19 protein-coding genes are annotated in these 22,672 nt (G+C 48.1%); 4 read left to right on the top strand and 15 right to left on the bottom strand.

Translation table 11 applies throughout. The features are described 5' to 3' along the window. Positions 1–718 precede the first annotated feature (718 nt). Both GMA8713_RS22615 and GMA8713_RS22610 read left to right on the top strand, forming a co-directional pair. Entirely contained in the window at positions 719–1,309 is a 591-nt protein-coding gene (locus GMA8713_RS22615) for a hypothetical protein (RefSeq protein ID WP_062714505.1), read from the top strand. Positions 1,310–1,488: 179 nt separating this feature from the next. Continuing rightward, positions 1,489–1,893: a hypothetical protein gene (locus GMA8713_RS22610; RefSeq protein WP_232314538.1), complete on the top strand. Its 405-nt coding sequence runs from the start codon at positions 1,489–1,491 to the stop codon at positions 1,891–1,893. A gap of 22 nt (positions 1,894–1,915) precedes the next feature. Here GMA8713_RS22610 and GMA8713_RS22605 read toward each other — a convergent pair whose 3' ends face one another. From GMA8713_RS22605 to GMA8713_RS22565, 9 genes are all read right to left on the bottom strand, one after another. Continuing rightward, positions 1,916–2,794 carry a helix-turn-helix domain-containing protein gene (locus tag GMA8713_RS22605; RefSeq protein ID WP_062714503.1) on the bottom strand — a complete coding sequence of 293 codons (879 nt, stop codon included), beginning with the start codon at positions 2,792–2,794 and terminating at the stop codon, positions 1,916–1,918. Positions 2,795–2,802: 8 nt separating this feature from the next. Then, entirely contained in the window at positions 2,803–4,281 is a 1,479-nt protein-coding gene (xylB, locus tag GMA8713_RS22600) for a xylulokinase (protein WP_062714501.1), read from the bottom strand. A gap of 4 nt (positions 4,282–4,285) precedes the next feature. Continuing rightward, complete coding sequence (locus GMA8713_RS22595; protein WP_062714499.1) at positions 4,286–5,095, bottom strand: L-iditol 2-dehydrogenase; 810 nt, start codon at positions 5,093–5,095, stop codon at positions 4,286–4,288. Further along, positions 5,092–6,492, bottom strand: a complete 1,401-nt coding sequence (locus tag GMA8713_RS22590) for a mannitol dehydrogenase family protein (protein ID WP_062714496.1) — start codon at positions 6,490–6,492, stop codon at positions 5,092–5,094. The genes GMA8713_RS22595 and GMA8713_RS22590 overlap by 4 nt, the downstream gene beginning before the upstream one ends. After that, a complete protein-coding gene (locus GMA8713_RS22585; protein WP_062714494.1) occupies positions 6,485–7,591 on the bottom strand; it encodes an ABC transporter ATP-binding protein in 1,107 nt (368 codons plus the stop codon). Before GMA8713_RS22585 ends, GMA8713_RS22590 begins: the two co-directional genes overlap by 8 nt. Then, positions 7,588–8,421 (bottom strand): carbohydrate ABC transporter permease, encoded by an 834-nt coding sequence (locus GMA8713_RS22580; RefSeq protein ID WP_062665035.1) that lies wholly within the window; start codon positions 8,419–8,421, stop codon positions 7,588–7,590. The genes GMA8713_RS22585 and GMA8713_RS22580 overlap by 4 nt, the downstream gene beginning before the upstream one ends. A gap of 9 nt (positions 8,422–8,430) precedes the next feature. Continuing rightward, positions 8,431–9,279 carry a carbohydrate ABC transporter permease gene (locus tag GMA8713_RS22575; RefSeq protein ID WP_232314537.1) on the bottom strand — a complete coding sequence of 283 codons (849 nt, stop codon included), beginning with the start codon at positions 9,277–9,279 and terminating at the stop codon, positions 8,431–8,433. 72 nt (positions 9,280–9,351) lie between these two features. Beyond that, a complete protein-coding gene (locus GMA8713_RS22570; protein ID WP_062714491.1) occupies positions 9,352–10,668 on the bottom strand; it encodes an ABC transporter substrate-binding protein in 1,317 nt (438 codons plus the stop codon). 235 nt (positions 10,669–10,903) lie between these two features. Beyond that, positions 10,904–11,803, bottom strand: coding sequence for a mechanosensitive ion channel family protein (locus GMA8713_RS22565; protein WP_062714489.1), 900 nt, complete (start codon positions 11,801–11,803; stop codon positions 10,904–10,906). 478 nt (positions 11,804–12,281) lie between these two features. Here GMA8713_RS22565 and GMA8713_RS22560 point away from each other — a divergent pair, with 478 nt between their 5' ends. Next, on the top strand, positions 12,282–14,936 hold the full coding sequence (locus GMA8713_RS22560; RefSeq protein WP_062714486.1) for a M4 family metallopeptidase: 2,655 nt from the start codon (positions 12,282–12,284) through the stop codon (positions 14,934–14,936). 16 nt (positions 14,937–14,952) lie between these two features. Here the strand turns inward: GMA8713_RS22560 and GMA8713_RS22555 are convergent, their stop codons facing one another. Beyond that, a complete protein-coding gene (locus GMA8713_RS22555; RefSeq protein WP_062714484.1) occupies positions 14,953–15,543 on the bottom strand; it encodes a chloramphenicol phosphotransferase CPT family protein in 591 nt (196 codons plus the stop codon). A 427-nt stretch (positions 15,544–15,970) separates the two neighbouring features. Between GMA8713_RS22555 and GMA8713_RS22550 the strand changes: the two genes are divergently transcribed. Next, positions 15,971–17,326, top strand: a complete 1,356-nt coding sequence (locus GMA8713_RS22550; protein ID WP_062714482.1) for a DUF4397 domain-containing protein — start codon at positions 15,971–15,973, stop codon at positions 17,324–17,326. A 145-nt stretch (positions 17,327–17,471) separates the two neighbouring features. Here GMA8713_RS22550 and GMA8713_RS22545 read toward each other — a convergent pair whose 3' ends face one another. The 5 genes from GMA8713_RS22545 to GMA8713_RS22525 all read right to left on the bottom strand — a co-directional run. Next, positions 17,472–18,752: a cytosine deaminase gene (locus GMA8713_RS22545; RefSeq protein ID WP_062714481.1), complete on the bottom strand. Its 1,281-nt coding sequence runs from the start codon at positions 18,750–18,752 to the stop codon at positions 17,472–17,474. Between the two features lie 18 nt (positions 18,753–18,770). Beyond that, complete coding sequence (gene codB, locus GMA8713_RS22540) at positions 18,771–20,009, bottom strand: cytosine permease (protein ID WP_062714478.1); 1,239 nt, start codon at positions 20,007–20,009, stop codon at positions 18,771–18,773. Between the two features lie 465 nt (positions 20,010–20,474). Beyond that, complete coding sequence (locus GMA8713_RS22535; protein WP_062714477.1) at positions 20,475–21,002, bottom strand: DUF4136 domain-containing protein; 528 nt, start codon at positions 21,000–21,002, stop codon at positions 20,475–20,477. 22 nt (positions 21,003–21,024) lie between these two features. Then, positions 21,025–21,747 (bottom strand): hypothetical protein, encoded by a 723-nt coding sequence (locus GMA8713_RS22530; RefSeq protein ID WP_232314536.1) that lies wholly within the window; start codon positions 21,745–21,747, stop codon positions 21,025–21,027. A gap of 588 nt (positions 21,748–22,335) precedes the next feature. Then, the coding region (locus GMA8713_RS22525; RefSeq protein ID WP_157515497.1) for an IS630 family transposase at positions 22,336–22,672 on the bottom strand (337 nt) is incomplete at its 5' end.

The following is a 22,672-nucleotide window of genomic DNA, read 5'->3' as shown; positions in this document are numbered from 1 at the left end:
CTAGTTGCTACGCGCGGCTTTAACAAAGCGACGGTGGCCTTAGCGAACAAGCTTATACGGATAGCGTGGGTAGTTGTTACACGGCAAGAAACCTATAAACCAGTGACAGCATAAGAAAGCATTAGAAAGCATTAGAAAGCATTAGAAAGCATTAGAAAGCATTAGAACAAAAGGAAATCACACCAAGGTTGCGAAGGCAACAGGCAAGATGAAAACAGGTCAGACCGGCATACTGAAACCCTGGCTATACCCGAGGCTCTAGAAGCCGATTGTTTGATAAGGCCAGTATGCGCGAAGTCTCATCAAGGCCAGAAGCAACGCTTCACAAACAGGCCGGATATATGAAAGCAAACCTGTCCCTTCAATCAAACCTGTCGTCTTGCAAACTAGGAGGAGACCATATATGGGTATATCTCTTTGTAGCTACTCAGAAAATTAATTCTCCCGCCATCGATATGCAAATCAACACTCATCATTCTCGTATTTGAAACAGTAATAATTTTAATTTGATTCGTTTCCTTGACGAATCGTAAAGCATGCACCATTTTTTCCTTCGCGAATTATCACATATAGAGCATATGTCTTTTATGTGGTTATAGCATGTTGGTAATAATGAAGTATTTCCTAAAGGGGAAAGATTATGAGTTTAGAAAATCTGAGTGCATATGAACATATAGTAAAAGATGAAAAATGGACATCATATTTGGAGTGTAAGTAAATGGAAGAGTTGTTTAGTGCGTCAAATATTAAATCCACAATCACGCTTATGCATATCATTGGGTTGATATTCGGACTAGGAGGTGCCTGGTTTATTGATGGCTATATTATTTTAAATAGAAAGTCCTTGATGAATGAGGAAAACCTGAAGCTCATCGAAGGTATGTCGAAATTCGTTGTACTTGGCGTATCGCTGCTTTGGATCTCCGGTCTATCATTCGTGGCTTTTTATTATTTCTATACACCAGAGTTTCTGGGCAACGAGAAGGTTATTGGAAAGGCTTTCATCGTTATGGTCCTTACTATTAATGGATTTCTTATTCATTCTCAGGTTATGAAGGGAATTCATGAGATGAAAGGAAAGGAGTTTGCAGAACTTTTTGACTGCGAGCAATCCAAGAAATTCCTGATCGTTGGCACAGTATCCTTCGTGTCCTGGCTTTTCCCTCTGGTGATAGGAGTAAGTAAATCTTTGAATTTCTCAACACCTGCCACGTCAATAATCCTATTCTATCTCCTGTTTCTTGTTGCTTCATTGATGGTATCCGGAAAAGTAATGCGTAAGTATATGTCCAGAACCCGATGCGCTTGAATATACCTCTAGGAAAAAGGGCTGCCAGTACGGCAGTCCTGTGAAAATGGGGCATATATCTCTCTTTAGTTCTTTCACATCGACAGCATTTCGTTACACTAACCCGGTTCAAAAAATGGAGTCTTTCCTCAACAAACGCTCCCATCTATGGAATAATCTCGCCATACGTTAATGGACTAATGGAAAAGATGTTGCTGTTTATGCGTTTTTTCTCCCGCACAATTGCCGCTTTTTTGCTCTTACTACCCGCACCAACCGCCTATTCTGCTGTACCTCACGATGTTGAAGGCGTCGACAGCACCCGAAATACTTTTGATCGCCAGCAGGCGAACGTCAGCGAACCCATCTGCCGTAGTAACCTTCGAACCAAACTGCTGGCTCAGCAAATTGCGTTTAGTGACAGTGAAAACTCCCCGGAAGAGCGCCGTCTGGCGGAAGAGAGCATTGATTATGCCCGCAGTGTGTTTGAAGAAAGCCAAAGCTACTGCGAGGCGAGTTTCGCACTCACAGAGTTTCTAGATAGAGACTTGCTGGAAAAAGCGCAGGTGCCAAAGTCTGGACAGGTCCAGAGCTTCGACCCTTAAGTTCAAACGTGGAGTAGGGCCTCTACATAGCACTCGGAGAGGAGTGTTTCTTGCGATAAGCCAACGGACTAAGCCCTTTGATGCGCCTGAACTGGCGGCTGAAATTCGCGAGATTATGGAAACCCACGGTTTGGCTGATGTCTGCAATGGTGTCGTCGGTATCACTCAGTAATACGCAGGCGCGCTGAATCCTCACCCGGTTTACGAAGTCGGTGAAACGGTGGCCGGAAGATTGATGGAAAAAGCGCGAGAAGTAAGACTCTGTCATTCCCAGTCTGTCCGCCACGGTTTTCAGCCGAATAGGTTGCTGGTAATTTGCCATCACATAATCGACAACATCATTGATTCGGGTTTGAAGCGTACCGGCATCTTTCACCTCTGACGCAGGCATGCTTGATAATATGCGGGTGTTTCTCTGGCTGAGGTAATCCAGGAAGGCCAGAAAATTCACCAGCCGTGTCACGCCAGAACTTTCCCTCACTTTCACAAAGTACTCAACGGCTTTTTCAAACGGCACATTAAGAAATTCCAACCCCATTTTTGCCTGCTCCAAAATAGGGGTAAGTTGCGCCAGCTCTGGAAATGACTTGGTGGCCTTATCAAATAAATCAGGCTCAAAAACAATCACCATATCTCGGAGTTGGTGGCTTTCTCCGGGCGCGAGGTTGCTTTCCCAGTTGTGGGGGAGCCAAGGACCAACCAAGGTTAACTGACCGGGAGAGAAAGGCCCAAGGTGGTTGCCTATCATGGCTTTGCCGTTGGTTTTCACTATCAGGTGCAGTTCATACTGTTCATGAACGTGCCAGTGAATACAGGATGCGGGCACGCCATGTTCTTTGTAGAAAATGGAGTGCTCGTCGATTTGAATAAACTCCCAGACGGGATCTTTGGCTGCTGACATAAGCTTCCCTAATCCTTTTCTCTTGCACTCATTGTCGGCTCCAGCCGTTGGTAATACTCGGTAAATAATTGGTATTTTTCCCGATGATACGCCTGACGGTCAGCCCTCGGTTGGAATGCTTCCGAGACACGCGGTGTCGCACAGACCTCTTCCAGTCTTCCTCCCTTTACAGAGAGCATAGCCAAGCGGGCGGCACCTAAAGCTGGTCCCGTCTCACCCCCAACATATTGGTTTATTGGCACTTCAAGGACATCAGCAATCATTTGAAGCCAGTATCGGCTGCGCGCACCGCCGCCGATCGCGCCCAACGCCTGAAACGGTAATCCTTCTTCTGACAGGGCGTTTAAGCAGTCGCGCAAGCTGTAAGCAATGCCTTCAAGAATGGCTTGCGTCATATGGTGGCGTTCAGTGGTGGAAGTGAGGCCCTGAAAGCTGCCGGTCGCAAACGGATTGTTGTGCGGGGTGCGCTCGCCACTGAGGTAAGGCAGAAACATGACGGAGCCGTTTCCTGTACCCTGTTGTTCCGCTTCTTCCAACAAGGTGGGTATAGCGTGGCCGCTGATATTCCCAAACCAGGCTAATGGACTTGCCCCATTCAGCAGGCAGGCCATTTGATACCAGCGGTCTGGAACTGCGTGGGCGAAAGCATGCACCAGCTTTTTCGGGTTGGCGACATAGCGCTCTTTGGCGACGAAGATTTGCCCGGAGGTCCCGAGCGAGACAAAGGCATCGCCTTCGTTAATGGCACCAATGCCGACGCCTCCCGCTGCTGCATCACCGCCACCGCCACAAACCGGAGTGTCGATGGAAAGCCCAAATTCCGCGGCGGTTTCTGTCGTCAGTGTGCCGCTGATGTTATTGCCTTCAATCAGCCTTGGCATGTGTGCTGAAGAAATGCCGCTGGCGGCGAGGACGTTTTCATCCCAATGTCTAAGCTGTTGGTTGAGCCACAAGGTGCCCGCAGCATCGCTGACGTCGGTACAAAGCTCGCCTGTCAGTTTCAGGCGCACATAGTCTTTCGGCAAAATGACCTTGCGGATCTTGCTGAAAACATCCGGCTCGAACTGTTTTAACCAAAGCAGTTTCGGTGCAGTAAATCCCGGCATGGCGGGTACACCGGCACTTTCGCCTAAATGTGGAAGCTGCTGGTTAAGGACTTCGCACGCTTTGAATGCGCGTCCGTCATTCCACAAAATCGCAGGGCGGATAGGTTTGTTCTGTTCATCAAGACACACAGCACCATGCATTTGGCCGGAAAGCCCAATCGCCGCGACTGCACTCCAGGCATAAGATTGGCGGGCGCGGATTTTGGTTATGGCAGTGCGGGTGCCTGTCCACCAAATGTTGGGGTCTTGTTCACGCCAGAGCGGGTGGGGTGAATCAAAACCATAGGACTCGGATTGGGTGTCTAAGACTTCGCCGTTTTCACCCATCAGGATGACTTTGACGGCGGAAGTGCCAATATCAATACCAATATAAGTCGCCATAGGCTTAGCTCATCACGTTACCGCCATCGACATTGTAAGTCTGGGCGGTGATGTAATCAGAAAGTGAAGAGGCCAGAAACAGCGCGGTGCCTGCGATATCATTCGGCACGCCCATGCGCCCCAGTGGTACCTCTTCGCCCACGAGTTTTTTCTTCTCACCGGGTTGGCGGTTTTCGTATTTGGCGAATAAGGCATCAACGTGATCCCACATCGGGGTATCGACCACGCCGGGAGAAATCCCGTTCACGGTAATGCCATGTTCCGCCAGCGCGAGGGCGGCAGATTGGGTGTAGCTGATCACGGCGGCTTTGGTGGCGCAGTAATGGGCGACAAGTGCTTCGCCGCGACGACCGGCCTGTGATGCCATGTTGATGATCTTGCCGCCATTGCCTGCTTCTACCATGGCTTTGGCGACATCCTGCATCAGAAAAAACATGCCTTTGACGTTCACATTGAACAGCCTGTCGTACTGCTCTTCCGTGGCCTCCAACAATGGCCCCATGTCAAAAATCGCGGCGTTGTTGAACAGCACATCAATGGCACCAAACTGCGAAATGGTGGAGGTCACAAGGTGATGCCGCGCATCGGCATCTGTCACATTGCAGTGATGATAAGCGACGTTTTCTCTGAACTGACTTTGCAACGCTGCGACGCCCGGTGAAGGGTCGAGCGGTATGTCAGCAATCACGCATTTTGCACCGCTGGCGAGGTAGGCATAAGCCACTGCCAGCCCGATGCCGCCATTGGCACCGGTCAGCAGGGCAACCTTTCCTTCAAGTAGCGGCGCACCATTTTGTTGCAGCGAGAGTGTCATGGATAGCGCTCCTGATAATCATTAAGCGTTTGTTTAATCTGGCCTGCCAGTTGTTCTCCAAACAACGGAAAACGTTGGTTCAGCCCCTGCCAGATATCAGGGTCGGCAAGAAAAGCCTTGACCGGTTCAGGCTCCTCCATCCACTTTTCCGCAATGTGGAGATAAGGATCTTTATAGTTGAACGGGAAACGGCCGCTGAGATACAGAGCGAGAAAACAGTACCAGTGGCTGACTAAGGTCATTGCAGCTTTTGGCTCGTAACCGCGTTCAAGATTTAATTTGATGGTGGGCAGAATAAATTGCGGAAACTTGCTGATGCTGTCCATCGCTATACGTTCGATGGAATCGGCAATGAAGGTGTTACTGAACCGCAAAACGATGACTTGACGATATTGCTCCAAATCAAAAGGGCGATCATAAATGGTCGGGATGACTTCACACTGGTGGTAGGTTTTCAACAGTTTGTTGAGTTCACCATCGCGGATATTTTCGTCATAGGTTTTATAGCCCCGCAATGCGCCAATGTAGGAAAGCCCGAAGTGGCCGCCATTGAGAATGCGGATTTTAGCTTCCTCATAAGCATGTACCTTATCTGTAAAGGTAACACCCACTTTGTCGAGAGGTGGGAATTCGGCAGCGAATTTAGTTTCTATGACCCACTGCTCGAAATCCTCTCCCATGATAGGGCAAATGTCTTTTTGCCCGACCACCCGCTCAACTTCTTCCGCCAGATCGGCAGGGGGAACCGGAGTAATTCTGTCCACCATAGAACACGGGAAAGTGACGTTGTCACTAACCCATTGCATTAGGTCGATTGGACCGGCTGCTTCGACAAACTGCCCGAAAGCATGTTCGAGGCGATTGCCGTTGTCACGAAGGTTGTCGCAGGTGGCGACGGTAATCGCGCCGTTGGTCATTGTCTGGCGAACCAACAACGCCAGCGTTAAATAACCAAACAGGGTTTTAGGCTTACCTTTGCCAGATTTTACCACCTTGATATCATTGACAATTTCAGGGTGAGTCAGATTGAGATCGTTGGTTTCTGTCAGGTAATAGCCACCCTCTGTTACCGTGATCGTGATGGCTTTAAGCTTGTCATCATCAAAGATGGTTTTAATGACCGAGGGGTTGGAGGAGGCATCTTCAACCCGATCGATACTGGTAACTTCGACAAAATCTGCGTCGCCATTTGGGGCGATTCGCTTGAAATGGAATCGCCCGTTTTGTTTCTTTAAAGCTTCCGGAATGGCGCGGGTTTCTTCACGCAAATTCACTTCGGTGTAGTACCAGCGTTCATTTTCTGGCAATTGCTGGTTAAGCAAGTGAAGGTAGTAAGCCTGATGCCCGCGATGAAACGCACCGATCCCAAAGTGGACAATGCGGTTATGCTCAGACATGGCTAACCTCTCCGTAAATGTTCACGGCATTTTCATTGGCATCGAAAAGGTACACACGTGTTGGGTCCAGCTTCACACCAATGTTTTCTCGCAGTGTCGGGGTGTATTTAGGATCAGCCCGCACCACCACAGTTTCGCCACTCTCGGTGTGGATGTAGGTGAGGGTTTCTGAACCTAATTGTTCAATGACTTCCACATCACCTTTCAGGTCGCCTTCATGCGGTGAGCAGAAGGTGAGGGATTCAGGGCGGAAGCCAATGGCTTTGGCGTCGGTGGCAGAAGCTTCGAACTCGTCAGGGTTGAGTTGAATGTGTGCATCGGCATTAAAGTTGACGTTCAGCGCATCGTTGCTGTTGATTGCCGTATCCACGGGCAGAACATTCATTTTTGGCGTACCGATAAAGGTGGCGACAAACTGATTCGCAGGCTGGTGGTAGAGTTCGAGCGGCGTGCCGATTTGTGCCACTTCACCTTGGCTCATGATCACCACTTTGTCGGCGAGTGTCATGGCCTCGATTTGATCGTGGGTCACGTAAATCATGGTGGCACCGAGTTCCTGATGGAGGCGGGAAAGCTCAATTCGCATTTCTACACGCAGTGCGGCATCCAGGTTGGAAAGTGGCTCGTCGAACAGAAAGACCTTAGGGTTTCGCACAATGGCGCGGCCAATGGCCACGCGTTGTCGCTGACCACCAGAGAGTGCTTTGGGTTTTCTGTCCAACAGGGCATCAAGCTTCAGCGCTTTGGAGACCTTGGCGACTTTCTCCTGAATTTCACTTTCCGGACGCTTTGCCAGTTTTAGCGCGAAGGACATGTTGTCTTTCACTGACATGTGCGGATACAGCGCGTAGCTCTGGAACACCATCGCCACATCTCGTTTGGATGGGTGGGTTTCGATGATGGATTCACCGTCTAAGTGAATGTCGCCATCTGAAGAATTTTCTAGCCCCGCAATGGTACGCAGCAAGGTGGATTTTCCGCAGCCTGACGGCCCAACGAAGACGACGAATTCGCCTTTCTGAATGTCAAAATCAATGTCTTTGAGCGCTAGCGTGTCGCCGTATTTTTTATATAGATGATTGACTTGTAAGTAGCTCATTTTACAGCCCCAAAGGTTAATCCCTGAACCAGTTGTTTCTGACAGAACCAACCGAGAATGACGATAGGCGCACAGGCCAAGGTAGAGGCGGCAGAAAGCTTCGCCCAGAACAGCCCCTCCGGACTGGAGTACGTAGAAATCATGGTGGCGAGTGTGCCCGCGTTTGCTGAGGTCAGGTTGATTGACCAGAAGGCTTCATTCCAGCTCAACACGATGGAAAGCAGCGCGGTTGAGGCAATCCCTCCCAGTGACAGAGGCAACAGCACATAGCGAATTTCACCCAGTGTGTCTGCGCCATCCAGTCGCACCGCTTCGAGGATGTCTCTAGGAATATCTTTGAAGTAGGAGAACAGCATCCAGACCACGATGGGCAGGTTGATCAAGGTATAGATGATCGTGAGTGCCAAGGTGGTATCGAGCAGCCCGGTTTTCTGGCAGAGAATGTAGATAGGGACCAGCACACCGACGGCCGGAAGCATCTTGGTGGATAGCATCCAGAGCAACATGTCCTTGGTGTGTTTCTTGGGATAGAAGGCCATGGAATACGCCGCAGGAATCGCAATGATCAGCGCCAGAATGGTCGAGCCAAATGCCGTGATGACGGAGTTGATGGCGAATTTCAGGTAGTCACTACGCTCTTGAACCAAACCGAAGTTTTCTATGGTGGGCTCGAAGATAAAGCTGGGTGGTACTTCAATCGCTTGCTGCTCTGTTTTGAAAGCAGTGATCAGCATCATCAGGATGGGAAAGAACACCAGCAGCGCGATAGCCCAGCAAATGATGGGACGCAGCCAGCCAGTTTGATCGATTAATGAAACATGTTTAGCCATAACGCCCCCTTAGGTCACCAGGTTCTTGCCGATCGCGCGGATCAGGAAGAATGCGACGATATTGGCGAGAATCACGGCGATAAGACCGCCAGCAGACGCAACGCCTACGTCGAATTGCATCAATGCCTGCCCGAAAATCAGGAAAGCGAGATTGGTGGATTCATAACCTGGACCACCGCCAGTGGTGACGAAAATCTCGGCGAAGACAGAAAGCATAAAGATGGTTTCAATCATCATGACCACGGCAATTGGACGCGCGAGATGTGGCAGGGTTAGGTAACGGAATACCTGCCAGCCCGTCGCACCATCCAGCAACGCGGCCTCTTTCTGCTCGTGATCCATAGATTGAAGCGAGGTAATGAAAATCAGCAAGGCAAAGGGCATCCACTGCCAACTGATCATGGCGATGATGGAGCCGAGAGGAAACTGCTCAAGCCAGTCCACCGGCTGTAAGCCCACGCTTTCCCATAACGCTGCGAGAACACCATAGACGGGATGCATCATCATGTTTTTCCAGATGAGTGCATTCACGGTTGGCATGATGAAAAAAGGTGAAATCAACAGTACGCGTGCTACGCCGCGACCGAAGAAAGGTTTATCGAGGGCAATGGCGATAATCAAAGCTCCAACAACTGTCACGACCAATACCATTCCTACCAGAGTCAGGGTGTTGACGATGGCAGGCCAGAAAGCTTCGTCCGTGTAGAAAAACTCGAAGTTCATCGAGCCGATGAATTCGTTGTCTCTGGGATAAAGTAAGTTATATCTGATGGTTGAGAAATAGATCGTCATGGAGAGAGGGACGATCATCCAGAGCAGCAAGCTGACAAAGGACGGCGCAACCAACAGCCGAGGCAACCATTTTTGCATTTGAAATTACCAGTAAAGCTGAGAAAGAAGCCGGGCAGCTAGCTGTCCGGCATGTTGGTTTTACTTGTAGTAGCCAGACTTGCGCATCTCGCGGTCCGCAGACTTGTTAGCGTTTTTCAGTGCCTGCTCAACAGATACCTTGCCAGCCAGTGCTGAGGTGAACTGTTGTCCGGCAGCAATACCAATCGCCTGAAACTCAGGGATAGCAGCAAACTGAACGCCCACATAAGGGGTTGGTTTCAGGGTGCTGTTTGCAGGGTCTGCAGAGTTAATGGCTGTCAGTTCTGCTTCTGCAAATACCGCCGCTTCACGGAAGTTAGGGTTGTCATAGGTTGATTGACGTGTACCTGTAGGAACGTTCGCCCAGCCGTTCTCTTTCGCGACCAGATTGATGTAATCCTTAGAGGTTGCCCAGGTGATGAACTTCTGGGCTTCTTCTGTATTTTTGGTCGCAGCAGGAACTGCCAGCGCCCATGCCCACAGCCAGTTTGCACCGCGGTCAGTCACTGCAACAGGTGCCTGTGCGAAGGCCACTTTGTCTGCCACTTTGCTTTGCTTAGGATCAGAGATGAAAGAGGCTGCGATGGTGGCATCAATCCACATACCGCACTTACCTTCGTTGAACAGCGCCAGAATTTCATTGAAGCTGTTTGAGCTTGAGCCTGGAGGCCCATAAGTGCTGAGAAGGTCAACGTAGAAGCTTACCGCGTGGTTCCACTCTGGAGAGTTCAACTGGGGTTTCCAGTCTTCGTCAAACCATCGCGCACCGAAAGAGTTAGCCATGGTGGTGATGTACGCAGCGTTGTCGCCCCAACCGGGTTTACCGCGCAGACAGATACCGTAAACACCATTGTCAGGATCGTGAATGGCCGCAGCCACGTCACGGATGTGTCCCCAGGTTGCGCGGTCCGGCACTGTCATGCCTGCTTTGGCAACGAGATCTTTGCGATACATGACCATGGAGCTTTCACCGTAGAAAGGCACTGCATAGAGTTTGCCACCATAAGACAGGCCTGCTCGCATGGCTGGCAACAAGTCATCGACGTCATAGGCAGTATCGGTTTCAACCTCTTTCAGCCAGCCTTTTTCACCCCAGATTGGGGTTTCATACATGCCGATAGTCATCACATCAAACTGCCCGCCTTTGGTCGCGATGTCGGTAGTAACACGTTGGCGAAGTACCCCTTCCTCAAGAGTTACCCAGTTCAGTTTGATATCGGGATTTTCTTTTTCGAACTCTTTGCTTAACTTCTGCATTTCAATCATATGGCCGTTATTCACCGTCGCGATTGTTAGCTCTGTCGCTGCATAAGTTGTGGCGGAGAAGGCCGCGAAGGCAGCAGCAAAAGTTGTCAGCGTTTTCCTTGTAGACAGCATTATTACTTTCCTCTTTGATAAAAGATGTACATCGAACGGGTGTTAACATCTCCCTAACAATAGAAGATCAAAAAAAGACAACTTAAAATAAATTCGGTGCAGAAAAGTACTTTTATGATGATGGAATGATGATTTTTTTACTTATGGGATTTAACAAAGTTGAAAAAAGTAGGCGGAGAAATAAAAGGGCTGCCTGAGTTAGCAGACAACCTTTTTGTTGGAAGTGAAAAAATCGTTAGCAGTGCAGGGCGTTGGAGTCTGAGTCCGATAATAAATCTTCGGCAATCGTGACGGGTGGCTGTTTGAGCACCCGCTCGCAGTACATCGTCATAAAGTCCTCACGAATCAGTTGTTCCAACTCAGTGGCACGCTCTGTAGGGCAGAAGATGCGAACATGCACCTGTGGGTCACCCATCTCTGTTGATGTCACGTTGATGTGTGGGTCTGCACCTGGAAGGTCAACGCCGGCGTGGCGTTCAATCACGTGGTTATAACGGGTTGCCACTTCATAAAAATCTTCACTATGATCATCGATTTTCGCCAAAAGACTTGGAACCAGTGGGTAGAGGTTTGCGGTTTCTTTTACCGTGATATGAAACTCATGATAAACATAGCGCTTCATAAAATTCAGGTTTTTTACCGGCGTCGTAAAGAACAGGCTGTTTGGGAAAGTGACAGTTTTTCCAGTGTAGTTATAGGTGCCATGGTGTAGATCGATTTCCTGGATTTTGGTCGCCATTAGATTGTGCTCTATCACTTCACCACAAAGGGAGCCGACTTCAATCCATTCGCCGATTTGGAATGAACGGGAACTGGCGCGTTGGATTGAACCGGTGAAGCAAAGAATGATTTCTTTTGAAGCGACAACGACTGCAACGGCTATCGCTGTGAGTGACAGCGCGAACTCGTTGATTTCAGAGCGCCAAACCAAAAACGTCACCAGTAACAGCATGGTAAATGAGCCATTTTTGGTGCGGGAAATCCATTTACGCTGCTCTTCACTCAGGAAATTGGAATCGCCCCAAATGACTTTGATTAGCAAGCGGCGGATCAACATGAAAACGGCGATCACAACGAGGGTTAAAAGAAATTTGTGTTCCGTAAAAAAGGAGACAAGAAACTCTAATTGTTCCACAACAATATCCTGATTGTTTTTATGACTTCGTTCGATACGTGCAGTATGGCGTATTCCATCCGGTTACAACACTAAACACTCACCTTACGCTACGCAATAGAGAAACTCATTTATTTCTTTCATAATTTCCGTCAGTTAGCGAAAAGTTATTAGCTTGAGCCTTATATTTGAACAGTGTGCGCTTTTGTTAGCTGAAACGGATTGGTCTCACGGCTTTTACGTCTAATTTTTTTCCTGTCGCTCACATTTACGAATCTGGGTATCTCGAGCCGGCAAATATACGCCTCTCTTCTTAAGCATAACTCATTGACTAAGAAGATCTTAATTTGGCTGAAATCATCCCTTTATTTTTGATGTCTCAAGAGTGGTTCATTTGGATTAAAAAATATCTATTTTCCCTTTATCAATAATTAACTCTCAACCATGATTATTCATGGATGATACGTATGTTTCTTGGTTGAAACTATTGGAGGGGACGATGCTTCGTCGCGCGCTATTCCTTTTTGGTTTTATTTTTCTTAATTTTCTGTTTTTAAAAGGGAATGCTGCCGAGGTTACTGAGGCAGATGACTCGGTGCTTCAAAATGTACCTGATGCAGCGGCAATGCGAAGTAGTTTATCTTCGTCAAAAACTGGTTTTTATCCCTCTGAAACGGTCATTTTGCCTAACGGCAAAGTGAAGGTTAAACATCAGCAGTACTATCAGGGTGTGCCCGTCAGAAAAGGTCGCGTAGTTTCGGACAGTGAGAACAGCCAGTACAAAAATGCCCGTGGCCTGAAAGTCTCTGCGCTCAGTAGCAGTATCTCTTCCGTCACTCCTTCAATGAGCCACCAACGCGCGCTCCAAATCCTAAAAGATCAGTACTTGATTAACGCGCCAGCTGCTGAGATTTTGATTCCTGAAAACGAAAAATCCGATCTTTTCGTCTGGCTCGATGAACAGGGCTCTCCTCGCTTGGTCTACGAGGTAAGTTTCTTTCTCCCAGCCAAAAAACCGACTCGCCCCCGTGCTTATATTGATGCAAAAACAGGTGAAATACTGAAAACTTGGGAAGGCCTTGCGCATGTCGAAGACGAGGCAAGTGGCCCTGGTGGAAATGAGAAAACAGGACAGTATCTGTTTGGTACGGACTACGCGAGCCTGAAAGTCAACAAAGTGGGGTCGACTTGTACACTTGAAACGGCGGATGTAAAAACAGTGAACCTGAACCATGGCACATCGGGTTCGTCAGCGTTCTCTTACAACTGTAATGATGCCAACAACACTAATACCTTCAAATCGATTAATGGCGCTTACTCACCTCTCAATGATGCGCACTTTTTCGGTAATTTGGTGTTCGACATGTATCGTGATTGGCTGAATATGTCGCCATTGACTTTCCAGTTGGTGATGCGTGTTCACTACGGCAGTAACTATGAAAATGCGTTCTGGAATGGTTCATCCATGACCTTTGGTGATGGTAGGTATCGCTTTTACCCACTGGTTGATGTCAATGTGTCTGCGCACGAAGTGAGCCATGGCTTCACTGACCAAAACTCAGATCTCATATATTCCAATATGTCTGGCGGCATCAATGAAGCCTTTTCTGATATTGCGGGTGAAGCGGCCGAATATTATTGGAAGGGAAGTGTGGACTGGCAGGTGGGCCGTGCGATTTACAAAGTCGCCGGGGCATTACGTTATTTTGAAACCCCTTCCGATGATGGTCGTTCAATCGATCACGCAAATCAATACTACGCCGGCATGGATGTGCATCACTCAAGCGGTGTTTTCAACCGTGCATTCTACTTGCTTGCTAACAAGCCTGGATGGGATGTAAGAAAGGCTTTTGCAGCGTTCGCTTTCGCGAATAAGCTTTACTGGGCGCCAGACTCTTCGTTCGATGAAGGGGGATGTGGTGTTGTGAGGGCAGCAGATGATTTGGACTACAACACCAACGATGTAGTAGATGCTTTCAGTCAGGTTGGTGTGTACGCTTGTCTTGATACTACCGAACTGACCAGCGGCGTTCCTGTTAACAACACGAGCGGTGACGCAGGTTCAGAGACCCACTACTACTTCTCACTTCCAGGCAACACAGATTCTGCTTCTGTCTCCCTTAGCGGAGGATCCGGTAACGCGGATCTGTATGTGAAATTCAATGGCTGGCCAACAACGACAGATTACGACTGTGCTTCGACGACGTCGGACAACAATGAATCCTGTGATGTCACTTTTCAAGGTGCCGGCGAATACAAGGTGCTGGTGGTAGGTCAAAGCGCATACTCGGGTGCTGCTATTGAGCTCAATATTTCACAAACTCCACCACAGGTGTTAAGCGTGGGTGGGTCTATTTCAAGCATTTCAGGTGCCCGTGGCGATGAGTTGTTTTACAGTTTCACATTGCCAGATGATGGCAGTAGTTTGCGGATCAGAATGTATGGTGGTTCCGGTGACGCTGACCTTTACGTGAAAAAAGGCGGTACACCTTCGCAATCAGATTACGATTGCCGGCCTTACTACTACGGCAATAACGAAAGCTGTATTGCTCAGGGTAGCCCGGGGGATGAGTTCTTTGTGATGCTTCATGGTTATGCAGCGTTTTCGGGGATAACCGTTTATTTGACAAAGGAAAGTAGTTCTCAAGCGCCTGAAGAGCGCGCTGACCCGATTGATACCTCGGCGCCAATCTCAAATATTCAGGGTTTGCAAGGCGAAGCCGTTTATTATTCCTTCAACATTTCGAATGCGAGTGTGCTTTCTGCAAACCGTGCGTCTGCCATGTCAGCAACGCTAATGTCTGGCGGCGGAGTGACGGTTGCGTTGAATGGTGGTTTGGGGGATGCAGACTTGTATGTGCGCTCTGGTGCTGCACCGACAACGGGAGTGTATGATTGTCGATCTACTTCTAATTCAAACCAGGAATCCTGCTCGCTATCAAACCTGTCATCAGGTACCTACTATGTGATGGTGTATGGTTCGCAGGCATTCGAGGGTGCAACCTTGTCGCTATCACAAAATTCTTCGCAGGATAATGTATCTTCCGGTGGCGGAGGTGGCGGCAGTCTTGGATGGTTTAGTTTGCTTTCGATGCTGGCGCTTGCCTTGAGGAGTATTAGGCTTTCTATTTCAGCCAGCTATCGAAAGGATTAGATAGGTTTGTGTTTACTCATCCTTGGACTGGATTCAAACGCGCATTGAGCCTTTTATAGCTGTGCTTTGCGCCGAGCAATGTTGGGTTAGTTTCCAGCCATTTAAGCAACGTCCTGGTCACCTCTTCGGGTGACTGGCTTGTGGTATCAAGTTCGATATCGTAATGCAGGTGCTGGTGTACGTGATTAAATTCACTTTCAGCCAGTCCAATCGCTCTATCTCCACGCTCTTTTTCGCGCTTAGCCGCAATCAAAAGATGGCATTTTACGCCAACGATACATACTGTGAAGCCTTCCAACGCGGCCAGCAGGTTTCGTTTTTCTTCGTCGACTGTCCAAGCGTTGTCGAGGATGAGAAAGCAACCTGCTGTCGCGAGACCTTTCGCAGCCTGATGATAGCCTTCAACCAGAGTGGGGTAGCTATAACCTTTGCGGAATATAGCTTTGCCTTCCATCATGGCTTTCAAATCGGAAGGAGGGAGCGCATAAAGCACGCTATCGATACTGAAGTTCAGGTATTGGCGAGGCAAGTGTTCAATGAGCTCTTTGGCAATACTGGTTTTACCGGCGCTGCCTGTTCCGTTGAGAATAATAATTTGTGGAAGCATGTCACCAACTTTGTCTGATCGTATATTTGTCTACCATTACCAGTAGGTAATGTGAATATATAATTAGATGCTTACGCTGACTTTTTGTACAGGAAAGTGGCCGTGATTTTAAGCTGAGTTCACACAAAAATAGTGATGTTATTTTGCGATTTTTGTTTCGTGCTAGAGACAAAAATAAATTAATGACTATTTTAGTGATTCATGATGAATGATTAGCTACACATAGATAAATTCTTTAGCAACTTGAAGTTGTTTTAAATTACAAAGGGTTGAACTGGAAATAGTTAGTGTATTCTAGATCACTTCCTACTGCACATTGTCCTTTCATCGATACTTGTCTCCAAAAACGATCAGAATTTACCTTCTGATCCGGTCCGTATGCCATTGGGTAACTTTGTCACTCGTTAAAAAAAAGAGGAGTGACGAGATGAAACGATGGCAAATAACAATGTATGTGATTTTGGGCTTTTCACTGTCTGGCTGTGGGGGAGGAGACAGTGGGAACTCCCACAACCAATCTGCGCTCAGGGTTATACATGCTGGCGCTGATGCGCCAAAAGTAAATGTGTTAGCCAACCAGTCAGCTTTAGTTGAAGGCCTGGATTATGGCGATAGCAGCGGGTTCAAAAAGGTGAATTCGCAAAACTACAAGGTAAAAGTGAATGCTCAACTGCCCGACCAGACGACACCAACAGTGCTGACGGAAGATTACAACCTGAAAGCTGAACGTAACTATTCTGCGATTGCCTTGGGAAGCGTTGCCGACAATACATTGGAAGTCTTGGTTGTCGAAAATTCAGATTCTGCGGTTGCGAATGGTTATTTCAGGATACAGGCTGTACATGGGTCACCTGCTGTTCCTGCTGTGGATGTGTATGTGACTGCCCCGGGTGATGATGTGAACTCTGCATCGCCAACGTTGACGCTGAGCTATCGCCAATTTAGCGACCAACTATCTGTTCCTGCCGGTGATTACCGAATTCGAATTACGCCTGAAGGAACTAAAACGGTCTTGTTTGATAGCGGAACGGTACCACTAACATCGGGGACTGATTTATTGGTGACTGCTGCGCCGAATATTTATGGTGGTAACACAACATCACCAGTGGTGTTGGTTGCTGCATCAGGTTCTGGGTCTTCAGTGATCTTTGACCAATCCACAGGTGCGGATTTGCGCGCAGTTCACGGTGTCGCAGATGCACCCGCAGTCAACGTGTTACTGAACGATAGTTCAATGCCTGCAGTTGCGGACCTGAATTATTTAAATGAATCTCCTTTCCTACAGGCTCCCGCAGGCACACAGGATGTGACCGTCAATGTGCCTTCACTGAGTGCAGATGTACTGAAGAACGTACCTGTGTCGCTTGAGCAAGGGAAATTCTATAACGCGATTGTATTAGGTTCGGTAGATGCTTCAGATGCGTTTGATATTGAGTTACTTCCTTTCGAAGAGGACCGCCGCACAGTTGCCACAGAAGCTAAATTATCGCTGGTGCATGGCTCAGTTTCTGCTGGAACCGTTGATATTTACATCACGCCGACGGATGACATTTCCAATGCAAGCCCGAGAATCAGTAACTTTGCCTACAGGCAAACCTTCACTGGTTTTGGTCTTATGCCTGGGGAAGCGGTGATATCGGTTACACCCGCGGGCTCGAAAACGGTGGCTATCGGTCCGCTGCCGGTGAATTTCGAAGGTGGAAAGCTCTACGGTGCTGTCGCTCAGGACGCTAAGAGTGGAGGTACGCCTTTGGAGTTGAATGGATTTGATGAGTTGAATTGATTCTTAATGGAGAAAATACACGCAAACGCTCTAAAAACAGCAGCTTTTCGTGAGTTTGACTGCCGTTGTGATCGTGACCGTCCTTTGTAGGTGTAATCATCTCCATCAAAAAGGAATAGTAGCCCCGCAGATGCGGGGCTTTTCATCAACGTTTGAAAGTGACGGCTTCAGTTTCTTCCAAGTGGAGTGAGGTGATCGCTGGTTGAGTTTCGGCAATCACTTTACCCGCACGGATAGAGTAGCGAACAGGTACCTGACGACGCAGTGCATCAAAGTCGTTCTCTGCAGGAAGTATCAGCAGGTTGCCCGGTTTGCCGATTTCAACGCCATAGCTGTCTTGGATGTTCAAGGTTTTCGCTGAGTGATGACTTATCAAGTCCAGCGATTGGTTCAGTTGGTCGTAACCCATGATTTGGCAGACATGTAGTCCCATATGCAGTACTTGCAGCATGTTGGCAGTACCCAGAGGATACCAAGGGTCGAACACATCGTCGTGGCCGAAACAGACGTTGATGTCTGACGCCAGCAATTCTTTCACACGGGTAATACCACGGCGCTTTGGATAGTCATCAAAACGGCCTTGCAGGTGAATATTCACCAGTGGGTTCGCAACAAAGCTGATGCCAGACATACGTAGCAAACGGAATAGGCGAGACGCGTAAGCACCATTGTAAGAGTGCATTGCCGTGGTGTGACTCGCTGTGACTTTGTGGCCCATTTCATATTTGTGTGCCAGTGCCGCTACGGTTTCGACAAAGCGTGATTGTTCGTCGTCAATTTCGTCGCAGTGCACGTCAATCAGGCGGTCGTACTTACGCGCCAGTTCAAAGGCGTAGTGGAGGGATTCCACACCGTATTCACGGGTGAACTCGAAGTGTGGAATGGCACCTACTACGTCGGCACCCATTTTCACTGCCTCTTCCAGCAATTCCTTGCCGTTCGGGTAAGAAAGGATGCCCTCCTGCGGGAAAGCCACGATTTGAATATCAACCCAAGGCTTCATTTCTTCACGCACTTCAATCATGGCTTTCAATGCGGTCAGGGTAGGGTCTGACACATCAACGTGGGTACGGACGTGTTGAACACCATTAGCAATTTGCCACTTCAGGGTTTGTGTTGCACGTGCTTTCACATCTTCGATAGACAGCATGGCTTTGCGCTCAGCCCAGCACTCAATACCTTCAAACAAGGTGCCTGAAATATTCCAGCTTGGCTCACCCGCAGTTTGTGTGGTGTCCAGGTGGATGTGAGGCTCACAGAAAGGTGGCACTGCCATACCGCCTTCTGCGTCAATCACGGTTGCATCTGTTTTCAGCTCAGTGCCGTTGTCTTCAATGGCGCGAATAACGCCATCTTCAATCAGGATTTGAGAAGGCGCTTCCTGACCACGAATAACAACATTTTTAATCAATAGAGAAGCTGACATTGAGGTTTCCTCTTAGGCTCATACGTGAGCAGATTCAGTCTTTTTATTATCGTTTAGCATATCCAGTACAAGATAGCTGATTGCACCACCCAATACGGCGTTTAAAGGCACGATACCTGGCAGCAGGTGACCAGCCGCAATACCAGCGGCCACACCACCAATCGCAGACCAGTTGACGGTTTTGAACTCTGCGTTGGCAAAATTCTTGTATCGTGCGCGGTGCTTGATGAAATCAGCGATGATGATACCACCAATCGGTGGGATCGCTGCTGAAAGGAAGGTCAGCCAGCCAACAAAGTTGTTGTACAGCCACAGTGCACATAGAGTACCAATGATACCGTTGGCAACGGAAAGGTATTTGCTTGGCAAACCAGTAATATTGGAAAAGCCAAGGCCGGATGCATAGAGGGCGTTGTCGTTCGTCGTCCAGATGTTCAAGCCAAGCACAATGATTGCTGGAAGGAGCAGCCCTTGCATCATCATCACTTCTGATATGTCTGACTGACCTGTTGCTGCCGCGCCAGCTGCACCGAAGATAAACATCAGGCTGTTGCCGATAAAGAATGCCACCATGGTCACCACTACAGCGCCCTTCGCGCTCTTACCAAATCGCACGAAATCTGCAGTCAGTGTTCCTGCCGAAATGAATGAACCAACCACCAGAACCAGTGCGGTAGAGAATGACATTGGATTTTCAGGAGAGATGAGTTGAAGTTTTTCAATACCCCCCAGACTGTCGACAGCTTCGATGACTGAGTATCCGCCGAGAAAGGCAATAGCAGGAACAGCGATGGCGGAGAGAATCATAAGCGCTGAGATGCCGAAATAAACGGTGGCGGTCATGGCTAGACCGGCGACCGCAATGAGGATGTTGGTGTCGATGCCTGTCGCTTTCTGGACTGGCAGAGCAAACATGGCAACGCCAACACCAAACCAACCAACTTGTGTAACGCCGAGAATGAGAGAAGGAAGCCAGGAGCCTTTGGTTCCGAAAGAGAATCGAGCAAGAAGATGAGTAGAGAGACCGGAAGAAGCGCCAATGTAACCAAGAAAGGAAGTGTAAATTCCGAGGAGAAGATTTCCGATGAGAACTGCGAGGAGGAAATCATTGAATGAAAGGCCAGTGCCTAATGTTCCTCCTGTCCACATACTTGCTGAAAAGAAGGTTAGTCCCAGCATGACCATTGTCAGGGATAGGATGCCCTTTCGAGCTGACTGTGGGACTGGTCCCAAACTGTAGTTATTGTCCGCCGCCATTTTACACCTCAATAACAAAGAAAAATGCGCCCGATGTATACCCAAACAACCTGAATCCTGCATCTTCAGTTTGTTTGATTCTATCGGTTAAACGGCGCGGTAGTTTATCGGCGTAATACGTGATGTCAATCTAATAAACGCTATTTTGTAAAGGTTATTTTGAATGGCTTTACTTAAATGATTGAATCAAATGGATTGTTTTTATCTCTGTTGGAATGGTTGTATGACTTAAGTCACATTTGTAATCGGTTACCTAACATTAAGATGTTTATAAATGTGGATTTTATTAAAAAGTCTTTTATTACGAGGAATTCTTGAAACAAAAGACTGGAATTTAGATGATGTAGGCTAATACTCTGCTGCTAGTTGCTTCGAGCAGCAGTAGTGATGAGGTTGGGTGTTTAAAATAGGACGTAGAGGAAATCAATGGGTAAGTGCGCATAAAAGTTGATGTAAACTGGTTTGCTATTCGCCATTTGAAGGAGGAAAGTTTGCAAACATGTCTTTTACCTGCTCGTTGATAAACTCATTCTTACTTGAAGGTGTCATGATATCAGTCAGTTTTCGGTTAGACACAGCGCGCCATACAACCTGATTGCTTTGGTTGTCGACCATCTCGACAACCAATTGGCCGTAATCTCTTTCTTCAATTCTTACAGGTGTTTCATAGCGAGCGCCAAATCGACCGGTACCATATCCAAAGCTGAAGGAAGGTCCATATGCGACAGCTTCCGTTTTTGGCTGGACGAAATATCGTAGCGTTACATTTGGAGCCACTCTCGCTTCCTCAATACCTTTTATCGCCATTTCCCTTTCCAGAGCACGTTCAATGCGGCTGTCATCCAGTGAAATAGGAGAGGTCGAAGACTTCGCGGCGATATCGTAGGTCTCGATTTCTTGATAAGGGAACTGTTGGTCAAAGTCGGTATAGACACTCTTTGCACAACCTGCGAGTAAGAGAACAAAGAAAATGGAGAAAATTCGAGCGGACATAACATCGCCTCGTCTTAGGAGCTTAAGGTCTTGGAATATAGACCACCGCGATGGGCAGAAAGTTGCGTATTTTGAGAAAGACTGGTTGGTTTTCCACCAACTCAAGCGCTTGTTGTGTGTAGGGGTGGGTAGGAGCAAGGCGCTGCATTTCATTCGCCCATTTGGTAGCAGTGCTTTGGTCTTCCATATTGATCGCAGCTTTCACCGCATCAATATGTATCCAGGCTCGAGGGCCGAATGGGTAGTAGCCCAACTCTTCTGACGCCATCATATCTTTTAGCATGGCAAACCCACGTTCACGTTGGTCCAGTGATTCGGGCAGGCTAATGAAGGTGATGGCAGCAAGCGACTGTATGTAAAGCCCTTCATTGAGCCCGTAATAAGGTTTATTAAACGACTCAGTTGATAATTGGTTTAGAGATTTATTGAGTGAGTCGACACCGATTTTGGAAAACTTCTGTCGGTTCCAAGGAAACCACGCGTCACGTGCTTTCATTGACATGGCACTGCCGTAATAAGCGGTGAGTAACGCATCTTCTGGGTACTGAATGAGTAGGCTTTCAAGGGCACTGAGAACGTGCTCTCCTGCATCACTGTTACCCTTGCTGGCATCCATGAAGGCGTCTTGAAGCGTCTTTTGTATGGGCCCGGCATTTACCTGGTTTAACCAGGCCGGAGTTGCCGCAATGAATACGACAATACTAAACAGCACGATGCGGCTCAGCCAATTGTCCTTAATGTTCATTGCATTTCTCCGGAGGGTTGACGTTGTTTCAGGTTGTCAAACTACAGCACATCATTAGAAAGAAAAGGGCGATGAGACCAAATGCAATATTGACTGATAAACCGCATTTGGAGGATTTGAAGTGATTGGTGAATATTCCAAAACGACCTGAAGATGCTCGTATTGAGGGCCTCCCTTCAGGCGAGTTGACTGACGCCGTGCTCTGTGTTGTTCCTTTTTGACGAAGTTGACTGCGCCTGGGAAGGAACGCCGCGATCACAACACCAATCAACCTCGCTGAATCCTGTATCTTCAGGTTGCTAGGGGCTGTTGACCTTTGGTGATGATTTTTGCAGCAGTTTGTGGGGATTTTATGCAAGGCAGAGGCTTCGATGTGTAGCTGGCCTACATGAGAAGCTGATAACGCAGCAGAAATTCCCCACAAACGCTGCCCGAATGGTTCTGCTCTAAGCGTTTTATGCTTTGTTGAGGTGTATTTGCTTAGAATAACTAGGCAGCACACACCTCGCCGCGCCTAAAACGCTTATAGCGAGAACAAAATTTAACCACCAAAGGTCAACAGACCCTAAATAACTGATCCGAATAGTGCTACATTTTCGCCGTGCCGTGGCAACCTCCCGGGTACGGCGATACGTTATCCATAAAGTGCTTCACCTTCCTGAGCAATTGCCACATATGTTTACACCTGTGATTCCGAGTAATTGTCTCATGGAGAGCATTCCACAATCGTTCTATGACGTTGACCCAAGGGCAATAAACGGGCTGGAACAGCAGCCTGAACTTTGGGTTCTTCTTGAGCCAAGCCTTCGTTTTTTTACTTTTGTGGATGATGTAGTTATCCAGTATCAAGGTGACACTTTTGGCTCGGCGGTAGTGCCACTTTAGCTTCTCCAGCATGGCAATGAATAGGTCTGAGTCTTTCTTT

The sequence above is a fragment of the Grimontia marina genome (assembly GCF_900060185.1).
Lineage (GTDB): Bacteria > Pseudomonadota > Gammaproteobacteria > Enterobacterales > Vibrionaceae > Enterovibrio > Enterovibrio marinus.
The sequence above is the reverse complement of the archived record's forward strand: the minus strand, read 5'-3'. Positions and strand labels throughout refer to the sequence as shown.

What these genes read in the sequence shown, in the direction of transcription:
- GMA8713_RS22615 (WP_062714505.1), top strand. Translation starts at nt 719, where the DNA reads ATGGAAGAGTTGTTTAGTGCGTCAAATATTAAATCCACAATCACGCTT.
- GMA8713_RS22610 (WP_232314538.1), top strand. Translation starts at nt 1,489, where the DNA reads ATGGAAAAGATGTTGCTGTTTATGCGTTTTTTCTCCCGCACAATTGCC.
- GMA8713_RS22605 (WP_062714503.1), bottom strand. Translation starts at nt 2,794, where the DNA reads ATGTCAGCAGCCAAAGATCCCGTCTGGGAGTTTATTCAAATCGACGAG.
- xylB (WP_062714501.1), bottom strand. Translation starts at nt 4,281, where the DNA reads ATGGCGACTTATATTGGTATTGATATTGGCACTTCCGCCGTCAAAGTC.
- GMA8713_RS22595 (WP_062714499.1), bottom strand. Translation starts at nt 5,095, where the DNA reads ATGACACTCTCGCTGCAACAAAATGGTGCGCCGCTACTTGAAGGAAAG.
- GMA8713_RS22590 (WP_062714496.1), bottom strand. Translation starts at nt 6,492, where the DNA reads ATGTCTGAGCATAACCGCATTGTCCACTTTGGGATCGGTGCGTTTCAT.
- GMA8713_RS22585 (WP_062714494.1), bottom strand. Translation starts at nt 7,591, where the DNA reads ATGAGCTACTTACAAGTCAATCATCTATATAAAAAATACGGCGACACG.
- GMA8713_RS22580 (WP_062665035.1), bottom strand. Translation starts at nt 8,421, where the DNA reads ATGGCTAAACATGTTTCATTAATCGATCAAACTGGCTGGCTGCGTCCC.
- GMA8713_RS22570 (WP_062714491.1), bottom strand. Translation starts at nt 10,668, where the DNA reads ATGCTGTCTACAAGGAAAACGCTGACAACTTTTGCTGCTGCCTTCGCG.
- GMA8713_RS22560 (WP_062714486.1), top strand. Translation starts at nt 12,282, where the DNA reads ATGCTTCGTCGCGCGCTATTCCTTTTTGGTTTTATTTTTCTTAATTTT.
- GMA8713_RS22555 (WP_062714484.1), bottom strand. Translation starts at nt 15,543, where the DNA reads ATGCTTCCACAAATTATTATTCTCAACGGAACAGGCAGCGCCGGTAAA.
- GMA8713_RS22550 (WP_062714482.1), top strand. Translation starts at nt 15,971, where the DNA reads ATGAAACGATGGCAAATAACAATGTATGTGATTTTGGGCTTTTCACTG.
- GMA8713_RS22545 (WP_062714481.1), bottom strand. Translation starts at nt 18,752, where the DNA reads ATGTCAGCTTCTCTATTGATTAAAAATGTTGTTATTCGTGGTCAGGAA.
- codB (WP_062714478.1), bottom strand. Translation starts at nt 20,009, where the DNA reads ATGGCGGCGGACAATAACTACAGTTTGGGACCAGTCCCACAGTCAGCT.
- GMA8713_RS22535 (WP_062714477.1), bottom strand. Translation starts at nt 21,002, where the DNA reads ATGTCCGCTCGAATTTTCTCCATTTTCTTTGTTCTCTTACTCGCAGGT.
- GMA8713_RS22530 (WP_232314536.1), bottom strand. Translation starts at nt 21,747, where the DNA reads ATGAACATTAAGGACAATTGGCTGAGCCGCATCGTGCTGTTTAGTATT.